This window comes from Caballeronia arvi (assembly GCF_001544695.2).
In the GTDB taxonomy this organism is placed as follows: domain Bacteria; phylum Pseudomonadota; class Gammaproteobacteria; order Burkholderiales; family Burkholderiaceae; genus Caballeronia; species Caballeronia arvi.
The window spans coordinates 54,666-66,674 of sequence record NZ_FCOM02000008.1; the positions used below are offsets into that span (position 1 = coordinate 54,666).

Sequence of the window (12,009 nt, forward strand, 5' to 3'; positions counted from 1 at the left end):
TCGAACATGGACACGCGACTCGAAACCGAATCGTTCGTCGAATCCGAATCGACGGAGAGCGCGGCGCTCGTCGATAGCGCCTCGAACGCGCGCGCGGAAACGCCTACGCTGCGCGCATTCAGCGTGCTCGAGCATCTCGTCGCGGCAAAGAGCGCGCTGTCGCTCGCGGAACTCGCGAACATCATCGGGCAGCCGAAAGCGTCGCTGCACCGGATGTTGCAATCGCTCGAAGCGGGCGGCTTCGTCGCGCGCGAGCCGGGCCAGAAAAACGCCTACGTGATCGGTCCGCGCCTCGAACGGCTCGGCGTCGACGTGATGATGCACAGCGGCGCGCGCCGTCAGCGACATGCGATTCTGGAGCATCTCGTGGGCGATCTCGGCGAGACCTGCAACCTGAGCATGCTGCACGACACGCAAGTGCTCTATCTCGACCGCTGCGAATCGCCGTGGGCGTTGCGGCTGGAACTCAAACCGGGATCGCATGTGCCCGCGCATTGCAGCGCGAGCGGCAAGCTGCTTCTCGCGACGATGCCGCGTGACGAACGTTCGGCATTGATACGCGCGATGCGGCTCGAACGCTTCACGCCGAATACCTTCGACGATCCGAATCTGCTCGAAGCTGAACTGGATCGCATCGTTCACAAAGGCATTGCCGTCGATAACGAGGAATTCGTGCTGGGCATTGCATGCGTCGCGGTGCCGGTCATCGATTCGCGCGGGAAGTGGATCGCGGCCATCGCGGTGCATGGGCCGGTGTCGCGCATGGCGCTGTCGCGCGCGCTCACGTTCGTGCCGCGGCTGCAGGAAGCGGCAGCGGCGCTCGCGGCGACCTTCTGACGCGTCGCAGCATATCTACTTCGGATACCCAAATATCTCGCAGTTCTGAATCGAATTTGGCGGTTTCCGTTTCACTTTCGCGGGCTTCCGCGCTTTTCTCTTGGCTTCCTGGCCGGCTTCTTCCACATTGAACGTACTGAACGTACGACGAACGAAGCGATTCGTTCCAAAAAGAAGATTCCAGGAGACAGGTGTCATGCAGCATGAAGTCGATTACGTCATCGTCGGTGCGGGCTCGGCGGGTTGCGTCCTCGCGAACCGGCTGAGCGCCGACCCGCGCAACACGGTGCTGCTGCTCGAAGCGGGCGGACGCGACACGAGCCCGTGGATTCACATTCCCGTCGGCTACTTCAAGACGATGCACGATCCCGAGCTCGACTGGTGCTATCGCACGGAGCCGGACGAAGCCGTCGCGGGACGCAGCATCGACTGGCCACGCGGCAAGGTGCTCGGCGGAAGCAGCTCGCTCAACGGGCTGCTCTATGTGCGCGGACAGCACGAAGACTACGATCGCTGGGCCGAACTCGGCAACGCCGGGTGGAGCTTCAGGGACGTGTTGCCGTACTTCATCAAGTCGGAAGATCAGGAGCACGGCGCGAGCGCATACCACGGCGCCGGCGGTCCCCTGAAAGTGTCCGATCTGCGCTTGCGCCGGCCGATCGCCGATCACTTCATCGCGGCGGCGCAAGAGATCGGCATTCCGTTCAACGACGACTACAACGGCGCAACGCAGGAAGGCGTCGGCTATTTTCAGCAGACCGCATACAAGGGCTTGCGCTGGAGCACCGCGAAAGGCTTTCTCAAGCCCGTCCGTGATCGCCGCAATCTGATCGTGCAAACGCGTGCGCAAACACGCAGCGTGCTTTTCAACGGCAAGGAAGCCATCGGCATCGAATACGTGCACGAAGGCGTCGTGAAGACCGTGCGCGCGCGTGTAGAAGTAATTCTCGCGGCGGGTGCGATCGGGTCGCCGCAAATCCTGCAGAACTCGGGCGTCGGTCCTGCGAACGTGCTGAACGATGCGGGCGTGCAGATCAGGCATGAACTGCCCGGCGTCGGCCAGAATCTTCAGGATCATCTGCAAGTGCGGCTCGTCTTCAAGACGCGCGAACGCACCCTCAACGACGAAGTCAATCATCCGCTCAAGAAAGCGCTCGTCGGCCTGCAATACGCAATCTCGCGCACGGGGCCGCTCACGCTGGCTGCAAGTCAGGTCGCGATATTCACGCGTTCGTCGCCCGATGTGACGCGTCCCGACATCCAGTTTCACATGCAGCCGCTTTCCGCCGACAAGCCCGGTCAGGGCGCGCATCCTTTCTCGGCGTTCACATCGTCGGTGTGTCAGTTGCGGCCTCATAGTCGCGGCAGCGTCGAGATTCGTTCGAACGATCCGCTGCAATATCCCGCGATTCACGCGAACTATCTTTCCGACGAACGCGATCATCCTGTCGTGATCGGCGGCATCAAGGTGGCGCGTCGCATCGCTGCTGCGCCGTCGCTCGCGAAGCACATCGTCTCCGAGTTCATTCCCGGTTCGAACTATCAGACCGACGCCGAGCTGCTCGACGTCGCGCGCAAATTCAGCCAGTCGATCTATCACCCCGCAGGCACCTGCAAGATGGGCAGCGATGCGCTCGCCGTCGTCGACGAAAGGCTGAAGGTGCGCGGCATCGGACGTCTGCGCGTGGTCGATGCGTCGATCATGCCGGAACTCGTATCGGGCAACACGAACGCGCCCGTCATCATGATCGCGGAGAAAGCCGCCGACATGATTCTCGAAGATCAGCGTTATCAGCACGTCACGCGCGTGGAAGAAGCAGGCGAAGCCGTTATCGAAAAGCACAGCGCCCATGAAGGGCAAAGAGGCTGAACACAGGCCTCGAAACATCACGGAGACAAACCAATGAACGCACTGCCCCGAACCGATGGCAAGCAGATGAGACGCGTCGTCGTTGCAAGTCTGATCGGCGCGACGATCGAGTGGTACGACTTCTTTCTATACGGCGTGGTCGCCGGCATCGTCTTCAACAAACTGTATTTCCCGAGCGGCGATCCGCTCATCTCGACGATGCTCGCCTATGGCACTTTCGCCGTCGGCTTTCTGAGCCGGCCGTTGGGCGGCGTGATCTTCGGTCACTTCGGCGATCGTCTCGGCAGAAAGAGCATGCTCGTGATGACGCTCACGATCATGGGCGTCGCGACCGTGTTGATCGGCATGGTGCCGACGTATGCGCAGATCGGCATCTGGGCGCCGTCGCTGCTGCTGTTCCTGCGTGTGATGCAAGGCATCGGTCTGGGCGGTGAATGGGGCGGCGCGGTGCTGATGGCATTCGAATATGCGCCCGAGAACAAGCGCGGCTTCTACGCGAGCATTCCGCAGATCGGGCTTGCGCTCGGGCTGTGTCTCTCGTCGGGCGTGGTCGCGGGTTTGTCGCTCACGCTGACCGATGCGCAGTTCCTCGCGTGGGGCTGGCGCCTCGCGTTCTTCCTGTCGTTCGCGCTCGTCGCCATCGGCATGTATATCCGGCTGAACGTGATGGAGACGCCGGAGTTCGCGCGCATCCGGAAGTCGGGCAGCGAAGCGCGCATGCCGATCGTCGATGTGCTCACGAAGTATCCCGGCAATGTCATCGCGGGCATGGGCGCGCGGTTCATCGACGGCGTGTTCTTCAACGTGTTCGGCGTGTTCTCGATTTCGTATCTCACCGGCACGCTGCATCTGCAACGCACCGATGCGCTGATCGGCGTGATGGTCGCCGCGTTCGTGATGATCTTCACGATTCCCTTTTTCGGGCGGCTGTCGGATCGCGTCGGACGCGCACGCATTTACTTCTGGGGCTCGCTGGCGACAGGACTCTCGGCCTTCCTCGGCTTCTGGCTCATGAAGAACAGCGGCGGCAACACGATGCTCGCGTGGCTCGCCGTGGTGATTCCGCTGGGCGTCGTGTATGCGTCGATCTATGGGCCGGAAGCCGCGCTCTTCTCCGAGCTCTTCGATGCGAAAGTGCGTTACTCGGGCATTTCCTTCGTGTATCAGTTCTCGGGTATTTTCGCGAGCGGCATCAGCCCGATCATCGCGACATGGCTGTTGCAGCGCAATGGCGGCGATCCGTGGATGATCGCGGGATACTGCCTCGCGGCGGGCGTCATCAGCGCGGCCTCGGCGGCCTGGGTCGGATTGCGACAGCGGCGAGAGCTGGCGTTTTCCGTGAGTTGATAACCTGCGCGGGTTGATAACCTAATATGCAAACACCACGATAACTTTTGCAGGAGACATGCATGCCCACCCGCCCAACCGCCACGCTTTGGGCGCAGCTTTTCGAACGCTCGCGGGTCTCGGGGATGAGCTTGCAGAACCAGATCCGCCAGATGATCGTCAATGCGATATTGAGCGGTCATATCGCGCCCGACTCCGCGTTGCCATCGAGCCGCGAGCTCGCGGATCAGCTCAACGTGTCGCGCAATACGGTCGTGCTCGCGTATCAACAGCTCGTCGAGGAAGGCTATCTCGTGTCGCGCGAGCGCAGCGGCCATTTCGTGAATCCGGCGACCGATGAATTGCAGCGTGGCTTCACCGCGACCGGCGTAGCCGATGCGCCCGCCGTGCAGACGCAGCAGGGCCATCCCGACTGGAGCGCGCGCATCCAGCATGCGCCGTCGAATCAGCGCAATATCGTCAAGCCGTCGAACTGGCAGAGCTACGAATATCCGTTCATTTACGGGCAATTCGACACCGAGCTCTTTCCGACGAATGACTGGCGCGAGAGCTGCATGCACGGCCTGTCGGTGATGGAAATCCGCAACTGGGCGCCCGATCTGATCGAGCGCGACGACGAAACGCTCGTCGAACAGATTCGCACGCGCGTGCTGCCGCGCCGTGGCGTGTTCGCGATGCCCGACGAGATCGTCGTCACGAACGGCTGTCAGCAGGCGCTTTATCTGATCGGCGATCTGCTGTGCGGAGAGCAGACGAAAGTCGGCATGGAGAATCCCGGTTATCCCGATGCGCGCAACATCTTCCAGCATCACAGCGCGCAGATCGTGCCGATCAATGTCGATGACGAAGGCGCGGTCATCGACGATGAAAGCCTGCTCGCGCCGTGCGATTACGTGTATGTCACGCCGAGCCATCAATGCCCGACGACGGTGACGATGCCGATCGAGCGGCGGCGCAGGCTGCTCGATCTGTCTGTGAAGCATGACTTCATCGTCGTCGAGGATGATTACGAGAGCGAGAACTCGTTTTCAGGCACGCCGCATCCGGCATTGAAGAGTCTCGATACGGCGGAGCGCGTCGTGTATATCGGCTCGTTATCGAAGACGCTCGCGCCCGGATTGCGGCTCGGTTATATCGTCGCGCCGCGCACGCTGATCCGCGAATTGCGCGCGCTGCGCCGTTTGATGATTCGTCATCCGGCCGCCTACATTCAGCGTGCGTTCGCGACCTTTCTCGCGCTCGGTCATCACGATACGCTGCTGCGCAAGCTCGGGCGCGTCTACAAGGAGCGCGCCGAAGTGCTGACGGATGCGCTCGCTACCCACTTGCCGGAGCTGCGCGCATCGAAGGTGACGGGCGGCGCGTCGTGCTGGGTCGAAGGCCCGCCGTGGCTCGATGCCACGCGCCTCGCCAAAGACGCGCAGGCGCTCGGTGTGCTGATCGAGCCGGGTAACGTGTTCTTCGCCGATCCCGCTGATGGTCAGCGATGCTTCCGCATGGGCTTTTCAGCGATACGCGCCGAGCTGATCGAACCGGGCGTGCGGGCGCTCGCCCAGGTCGTGCAGCAGCGCCGGCCGTGACTGCGCGTATTTACTTCCACGGCGCCATCGCGTGAAAGACCCCATCGCGGCGCACGAGCGCATGAAACAGCGCCGCCGCCAGATGCACGACGATCAACGCGAAGAAGCACAGCGCGAGGAAGCGGTGCGCGTTCCAGAGCAGCGTATGCAGCGAATTGCTATGCGGCAACAGCGATGGCACGCGCACGCCGAACACGACGACCGGATAATCCGCCGCCGACAACATGCCATAGCCGAGCAGCGGCAACGCGATCATCAGCGCGTAGAACGCGTAGTGCGAGAGGATCGCGGCGAGCTTCATCGGTTCGGGCATGTCGGCGGGCAGCGGTGGCGCGCCGCGCGCGATACGCACCGCGAGACGGATCAGCGCGAGCACGAGTATCGCGACGCCGAGCGGCTTGTGTATCGATACGAGCTTCAGATAGTCCGGCTTCACCGTCGACACCATGCCGACGCCGATGAACAGCATCGCGAGAATGCAGATCGCCATGATCCAGTGCAGGGCGCGTTGCAGCGGCGAGAACCGCTCGTGGATCGCGTTCATGGCCTGGCTCCTTGCGCGGGCGTGTGCGGATAGTCCTTGTCTTCGGCGGTGCGTCGATTGAACGATACCGAGTAGGCGGCCGAGCGCGCGGCGGGGAACGGATCGTCGGATACGCGCATGCCCGATGGCAGCACGGTCGGATCGAAGTTGAGATCGCGGCACGGTCCGTCGGGCTCGGGCTCGATCGTCTTCACGACGAGCGTGCCCACTTCCACGGTATGCCGGTCTTCCGGCCACGCCTTGCTCGGGTCGGCGGTGGGATCGCCGGGATTGGCGACGGTCACGACCATCGCCCAGCGTTGCGGCTCGCTCTTCACGCGTTCGGTGATGTCGGCATCGAGAAAATTGTCGCCCTTCTTCTTCAGTTCATCCGGCGATACGGTCTCGGGCTTCGCTGCCGGGATGAACGACCAGCGCACCGTCTGGTCCTGTCCTTCGGCGTTGGTGAAGACGAAGCTATTGAGGCTGTTGTAGCGCTGATCCGCGTACGAGGGCGTCCACGGCGCGCTGCCCGCCCATGCGCCGAACGCGGCGATCTCCGGATGCGCGGCCGCGAATTTCTGCATCGACTCGGGGTCGTTCTTGTTGGCGAGCGCGCGTTGCAGCTCGAAGAAGGCTTGCGGCGTGGCGACGGGGAAGAACGGCGCATCGATCATCGCGGAGCGCCACTCGCTGTTGTCGGGCATGACGATGCGCAGGCTGAGGCCACGCACACGCGCCATCGCGTCCGATGCCTTCGGGTCGGGCGTGGCGAGATTGAAGCGTCCGGTGACGGCGTATGTGCCCGGCGCGAACAATTTGGCTTTGGAGAGCGCCGCGCCGGAGCCGTTGGATTCGAAATCGCCGCTGAAGCAGATGCCTTTCGCGTGATTGCGTCTGAAGCCCGGCACCGCGCCGCCGGGCGGCGCAAGGCTGCCGACGATCTTCGCCGGCGTGAGACGGTTCGGCGATAGCCAGCCCGCGGTGTAGGCAAATGCCGCGACCAGCGCGACGACGATAGCCGCGATGAGGATCAGCGCGGGAAATGGCGAGCGTGGGGAGGCGTTTTTGTCAGTCATCGTAGTCTCTCGATCAACGATTCTGGTGCGGGGTAATCTAGCAGCGTGAGGGGAATCGTGCCAGCAATGGGCCAAACGTGCAGATACCCCGTCGCTGCGATTCGTCAGCCTTGGTCACCGCCCGTTCACACGGGTTACTCCCTATTCAACCACGGTTGTCTATACAACATGATGCGATGACACCCCATCCATCGAACCCTGACAATCGGAGCCACTTTTCATGGCGAACCCCGAACTCGTCGCGAAGCGGACCAGCGACGGCCGCGAAGTCTTCGAAACGCGCACGATCGACTACATTCCCGAAGCCGAACGGCACGGTAGCCTGTATAGCCAATTCACGCTTTGGCTGTCCGCGAATCTTCAGGTGACGGCGATCATCACCGGGGCGCTCGCGGTCGTGCTCGGCGGCGATGTCTTCTGGTCGCTGATCGCGCTGTTGCTCGGGCAGCTCGTCGGCGGGACCGTCATGGCGCTGCACGGCGCGCAAGGTCCGCAGCTCGGCCTGCCGCAGATGATTTCGAGCCGCGTGCAGTTCGGCGTCTATGGCGCGGCCATTCCGATCGTGCTCGTGTGCGTCATGTATGTCGGTTTTTCCGCGAGCGGCACGCTGCTCGCAGGACAGGCGGCGGCGCAGTTGCTCAACGTCCCGGACACAACGGGTATCTGCGCGTTCGCCGTGCTGATCGTGCTGTTGACGCTGCTCGGCTATCGCGCGATTCACTTCGTCGGGCGCATTGCCAGCGTCATCGGCGTGGCGGCGTTCGTCTTCATGTTCGCGCGGCTGTTCGCGCAGCATGACATCGGCGCGTTGCTGAGCAACCGCCACTTCTCGATCGCGAGCTTCCTGCTGTCGATGTCGCTCTCGGCGTCGTGGCAGATCGCATTCGGCCCGTACGTCGCGGACTATTCACGCTATCTGCCGCGCTCGACGTCGTCGATCCGCACGTTTCTCGCGGTCGGCCTGGGCTCGGTGATCGGCGCGCAGGCCGCGATGGTCTTCGGCGTCTTCGCCGCCGCACTCGCCGGCAATGCGTTCGCTCATCACGAGGTCGCGTATATCGTCGGCTTGGGCGCGAGCGGCGGCATTGCCGCGCTGCTCTACTTCAGCATCGCGTTCGGCAAGCTGACCGTGACGACGCTCAACGCCTACGGCAGCTTCATGTCGATGGCGACGATCGTCAGCGCGTTCCGGGCGAAACGGGCCATCTCGACGCGGCATCGGCTGGTGTACGTCATCGGCATGGTGAGCCTGTCGACGCTCGTCGCGCTCGCGGGCCGTCATGCGTTCCTGAAGGAGTTCACCGCGTTCATCCTGTTTCTGCTCGCGTTCTTCACGCCGTGGAGCGCGATCAATCTGGTGGACTACTACTGCTTCACGCGATCCCGCTACGATGTGCCCGCACTTTCCGACCCGGACGGCCGCTATGGACGCTGGAACGGCAAGGCCATTCTGATCTACACGCTCGGCGTGCTCGTGCAGATGCCGTTCATCTCGACGCACTTCTACACCGGTCCTTTCGTTGATGCGCTCGGGGGCACGGATATCTCGTGGATCATAGGGCTCGTCGTTCCGGGGCTGGTTTACTACGCGGTGATGCGTCGCGCGCCGCGGACCTATCCCGCGCGGCTGGTTCTGCCAAACGCGCAAGAGTGACAGCGGGCTGATCGAAATGGGGATAGGGGCGGTCAGAGAATGTGGCCGACCCTATGCCACACCACCCGGCATGCGGGTCCGCGCCGGGCTAGGCTCGGGAATAGCCGACGCGTCGAACCCGCCGATAACGTCGGCTGCTACTCACGTGGGCCGCCCTTACTCCGGACTATGCGACCGTCGTCGACCGGGCCGTCAAATCCCGACCTTCACGTTACTCCGTTAAAAAAACTGAACGGCATCACCGCACTTGCGGGGGCCCTGTGCCTACTTCCAATTAGCCATTTCTAGCAGTGCTTGCAAGAACTTATTCTGCGCCTTGCGCACGTCATAGACGCATTGTTCATAGAGAGCTGAATACATAGACCCATCGTGCGAAGTTTTCCATTTGGCCCCCGCGTTTCGTTGAAGCTCACAATACCTCACGCTACGATCTTGCGCCGTCATATATTCGTTAAGCAAACGCGCATGAGCGTTTCCAGCCGGAATGGTCTTGCGAATGCGCCTGTATAGACCTTGGTTCTCTGACACAAGGTCCGAGCTAAGGCCCGCATAGCATTGCGTATCGGAATAGCCTCCACCTAGATGCTTCAAACAATCAGGATCGGTTCGGGCCACAGCATTACTGGAAAAAATCGAAAATGCAACAAGCCAAATGCTAGTGCGAAGCATCGTAGACCCCCGATGCAAATAAGCGTGCTTCTGAAAAACGCCTCGGCCGGAGTCCGTTGTTATGCCCAATTCGATAGGTGAGGATGTAGTCAAACAACTTATCATAGTGCCCCGAATTGATCTTCTTTATGATCTCATCCGCGCCCTTGAAGCTGCCAGCGTTGTACAGGATGCTCACTAAGCTATCGTATTCGAACTGAAACAACGGTACTCGTATGTCTCGGTTTAGTCGAGCCTCTATTTCGTCGATCGCCTTCTTTTTAAACTCTCTTGCCTTGTCGAGTGTTATTGTGTCACCAACCTTCAGCTTATCGGCTGCAACGACAAGATGCCCACATCCTACAGTGGGAAGACCCCTATTATCCTTATAGACGGTCAAGATGAAACCTTCAGTAACTTGAAGCCCAAGAAAGCTTTTCCCGTTGAGCACGCCAGACTCCCAAACTGCGAGAAAAGACAACCCGTCGTTTGACACGGCCCAAGGCTTGCATAGCCTCGACGCGTAAACAGTGCGATTTGAGTTCGGGTCTGTGTTAGTTGTTGCCGTGCAGAGCGCGTCAGTCATGAGTTTCTTTGTTATTGAACGTCGGCGACTATTCCGCTGTTTCGCGGTGGCCGAGATAAAGGCGAATGCCCTGCGCGCCGCTTGTCGCGTGGCGCTCGGTACGACCCGAAGAGTCAGTTACTCCGTGGACCATTTCGCCCGATGACAGGCACACCGTATAGAACGTTTCGGACATTGGCTTTCCGGCCGCGTCGCATAAGGTGAATTGTTCGTCGTAAGCGCGGCGCGGTGTTTCCTGTGAAGTGGCAGCATAAGTTGGAACGGGTGCGTGCCCGCTGTCATCGATGTACATGACCGTCCGGGCGTATACGGCAACGACGCGCGGCGGGCGTGGGCATTTGCAGATGACGATATCGCCATCTACCGCTTCGTATGCACCTAGCCTCACATCGTAGCCGCGTAGCGATCGCGTAATAGGTGCTGCCTCGCGTATTGGTCCGTGGGATTTGCAGACGCCGCACCAAGCTAAATGCCCTGCGTGTGTTTGCCTGCGTACCCGCCCTTGCCCGTCTGTGATAGTGCAATGGTCCGCCCCGCCGATCACACGACCGCCGTTGCCGTTGTCGAGCGGATCACCCTCAACGATCGCATAGTGAATGCCCATCTATTGCTCCCGGTGTCCAAGATAGACGGCAATAAGATGCACGCTGTCCGTTTCGTAGCGCTCAGTACACGCGCCGATGGTTGCTATTGCGCACCTTCCGACTTTCCGTTGCTGCTCCGACATTTCCAGACCTCCACTAAAGCTAACGTACTGGCCGAAACCGACCGGCGACAAGCCGAGCCAGATTGCGCTCCGATCTGGCGATGCTCTCGCGCCAAGGCCGCGGGCCGACATGGGAATGGTCCGAAAACAGCGGAGATTGCTTGTTGGATTGCCGCAAACATGGCGTCGGCTCGCGATTAACGCTCCACACGTCCTCCCCACGATCAGTCGCCTTTCCCAGTTGCACTTCACTTCACTTCACTCGCTGTGACCAGCTTATGGCGGGACTTGCACCCGCAGGAGTGCGCCTATGCTGATCGCAATAAAAAACGGCTGCGCATCTTTCGATGCGCAGCCGTTTCTTCATCGTGATACCGATATTCAGCCGATCGCCTTCACCGCGTCGAGCGCGCCGCTCAACATGTCGCGCAGCACCGCTTCGACCTTGCCCGCGCGTTCATCGACGAAATCGAACGGCGGCGATTCGTTCATGTACGCGGACTGGCACATTTCGAGTTGCACCGCATGCACGCCGTCCTTCGGCGCACCGAAATGCCGCGTGATATAGCCGCCCTTGAAGCGTCCGTTCGCCACCCACGTCAAACCGCTCGCCTTCGCGGCGCTTTCCACGCGCGCCTGGATCGACGCATCGGCGGTGCGGCCGTCCTGCGTGCCGATGTTCAGATCCGGCAGCTTGTCCTCGAAAAGACGCGGCAGCACGCTCGCGATCGAATGCGCCTCCCACAGCAGGACGTTCGCGTGCGCGCCGCGCAGACGCTTCAACTCCGCGTCGAGCGTCTGGTGATACGGCTGCCAGAAGCGCTCGACGCGTTGCCGGCGTTCGGCTGCATCGGGCGCGCATCCATCCCGATAGAGCGGCTCGCCGCGGAACGTTTCGGTCGGGCACAGCGACGTCGTCGTCTGACCGGGATACAGGCTTTCGTCGTTCGGCGGACGGTTTTGATCGATGACATAACGCGATACGCGCGCGCCGATCACCGTCGCGCCCCATGCCTTCGCGAACGCATAGAGGCGATCGAGATGCCAGTCCGTGTCCGCCACGGTCAGCGCGACGTCCGTGTACCGGTCGCGCATCGCGTCCGGAATGTGTGTTCCGAGATGCGGAATCGAAATGACGAGCGGCGCATCGCCGCGTTCCAGCGTGAAGATATCGTTCAT

Annotated in this window: 10 protein-coding genes; 5 read left to right on the top strand and 5 right to left on the bottom strand. The window is 61.4% G+C overall.

Annotation, left to right across the window (positions count from 1 at the left end; genetic code table 11):
- The first annotated feature begins 6 nt into the window (after positions 1 to 6).
- From AWB74_RS11845 to pdxR, 4 genes are all read left to right on the top strand, one after another.
- A complete protein-coding gene (locus AWB74_RS11845; RefSeq protein ID WP_235024547.1) occupies positions 7 to 837 on the top strand; it encodes an IclR family transcriptional regulator in 831 nt (276 codons plus the stop codon).
- Positions 838 to 1,033: 196 nt separating this feature from the next.
- Entirely contained in the window at positions 1,034 to 2,707 is a 1,674-nt protein-coding gene (locus tag AWB74_RS11850; RefSeq protein WP_061146959.1) for a GMC family oxidoreductase, read from the top strand.
- Between the two features lie 33 nt (positions 2,708 to 2,740).
- On the top strand, positions 2,741 to 4,054 hold the full coding sequence (locus AWB74_RS11855) for an MFS transporter (RefSeq protein ID WP_061146960.1): 1,314 nt from the start codon (positions 2,741 to 2,743) through the stop codon (positions 4,052 to 4,054).
- A 62-nt stretch (positions 4,055 to 4,116) separates the two neighbouring features.
- Positions 4,117 to 5,634, top strand: a complete 1,518-nt coding sequence (gene pdxR, locus AWB74_RS11860; protein WP_061146961.1) for a MocR-like pyridoxine biosynthesis transcription factor PdxR — start codon at positions 4,117 to 4,119, stop codon at positions 5,632 to 5,634.
- A gap of 10 nt (positions 5,635 to 5,644) precedes the next feature.
- Here pdxR and AWB74_RS11865 read toward each other — a convergent pair whose 3' ends face one another.
- Both AWB74_RS11865 and AWB74_RS11870 read right to left on the bottom strand, forming a co-directional pair.
- The gene (locus AWB74_RS11865; RefSeq protein ID WP_061146962.1) at positions 5,645 to 6,178 is read right to left on the bottom strand and encodes a cytochrome b; all 534 of its coding nucleotides are present in this window, start codon (positions 6,176 to 6,178) and stop codon (positions 5,645 to 5,647) included.
- Positions 6,175 to 7,236 carry a catalase family peroxidase gene (locus AWB74_RS11870; protein ID WP_061146963.1) on the bottom strand — a complete coding sequence of 354 codons (1,062 nt, stop codon included), beginning with the start codon at positions 7,234 to 7,236 and terminating at the stop codon, positions 6,175 to 6,177. Before AWB74_RS11870 ends, AWB74_RS11865 begins: the two co-directional genes overlap by 4 nt.
- Positions 7,237 to 7,456: 220 nt before the next feature.
- On the opposite strand from AWB74_RS11870, the gene AWB74_RS11875 reads away from it, so the two are divergent.
- Positions 7,457 to 8,890, top strand: coding sequence for a purine-cytosine permease family protein (locus AWB74_RS11875; RefSeq protein WP_061146964.1), 1,434 nt, complete (start codon positions 7,457 to 7,459; stop codon positions 8,888 to 8,890).
- A 655-nt stretch (positions 8,891 to 9,545) separates the two neighbouring features.
- Here the strand turns inward: AWB74_RS11875 and AWB74_RS11885 are convergent.
- From AWB74_RS11885 to hutG, 3 genes are all read right to left on the bottom strand, one after another.
- The gene (locus AWB74_RS11885) at positions 9,546 to 10,124 is read right to left on the bottom strand and encodes a lysozyme (protein ID WP_143749201.1); all 579 of its coding nucleotides are present in this window, start codon (positions 10,122 to 10,124) and stop codon (positions 9,546 to 9,548) included.
- A 28-nt stretch (positions 10,125 to 10,152) separates the two neighbouring features.
- A complete protein-coding gene (locus AWB74_RS45605; RefSeq protein WP_143749203.1) occupies positions 10,153 to 10,728 on the bottom strand; it encodes a PAAR domain-containing protein in 576 nt (191 codons plus the stop codon).
- Between the two features lie 483 nt (positions 10,729 to 11,211).
- Positions 11,212 to 12,009: an N-formylglutamate deformylase gene (gene hutG / locus AWB74_RS11890; protein ID WP_061146966.1), complete on the bottom strand. Its 798-nt coding sequence runs from the start codon at positions 12,007 to 12,009 to the stop codon at positions 11,212 to 11,214.

Coding starts and splice junctions, on each gene's coding strand:
- AWB74_RS11845 (WP_235024547.1), top strand. CDS start 7: ATGGACACGCGACTCGAAACCGAATCGTTCGTCGAATCCGAATCGACG.
- AWB74_RS11850 (WP_061146959.1), top strand. CDS start 1,034: ATGCAGCATGAAGTCGATTACGTCATCGTCGGTGCGGGCTCGGCGGGT.
- AWB74_RS11855 (WP_061146960.1), top strand. CDS start 2,741: ATGAACGCACTGCCCCGAACCGATGGCAAGCAGATGAGACGCGTCGTC.
- pdxR (WP_061146961.1), top strand. CDS start 4,117: ATGCCCACCCGCCCAACCGCCACGCTTTGGGCGCAGCTTTTCGAACGC.
- AWB74_RS11865 (WP_061146962.1), bottom strand. CDS start 6,178: ATGAACGCGATCCACGAGCGGTTCTCGCCGCTGCAACGCGCCCTGCAC.
- AWB74_RS11870 (WP_061146963.1), bottom strand. CDS start 7,236: ATGACTGACAAAAACGCCTCCCCACGCTCGCCATTTCCCGCGCTGATC.
- AWB74_RS11875 (WP_061146964.1), top strand. CDS start 7,457: ATGGCGAACCCCGAACTCGTCGCGAAGCGGACCAGCGACGGCCGCGAA.
- AWB74_RS11885 (WP_143749201.1), bottom strand. CDS start 10,124: ATGACTGACGCGCTCTGCACGGCAACAACTAACACAGACCCGAACTCA.
- AWB74_RS45605 (WP_143749203.1), bottom strand. CDS start 10,728: ATGGGCATTCACTATGCGATCGTTGAGGGTGATCCGCTCGACAACGGC.
- hutG (WP_061146966.1), bottom strand. CDS start 12,009: ATGAACGATATCTTCACGCTGGAACGCGGCGATGCGCCGCTCGTCATT.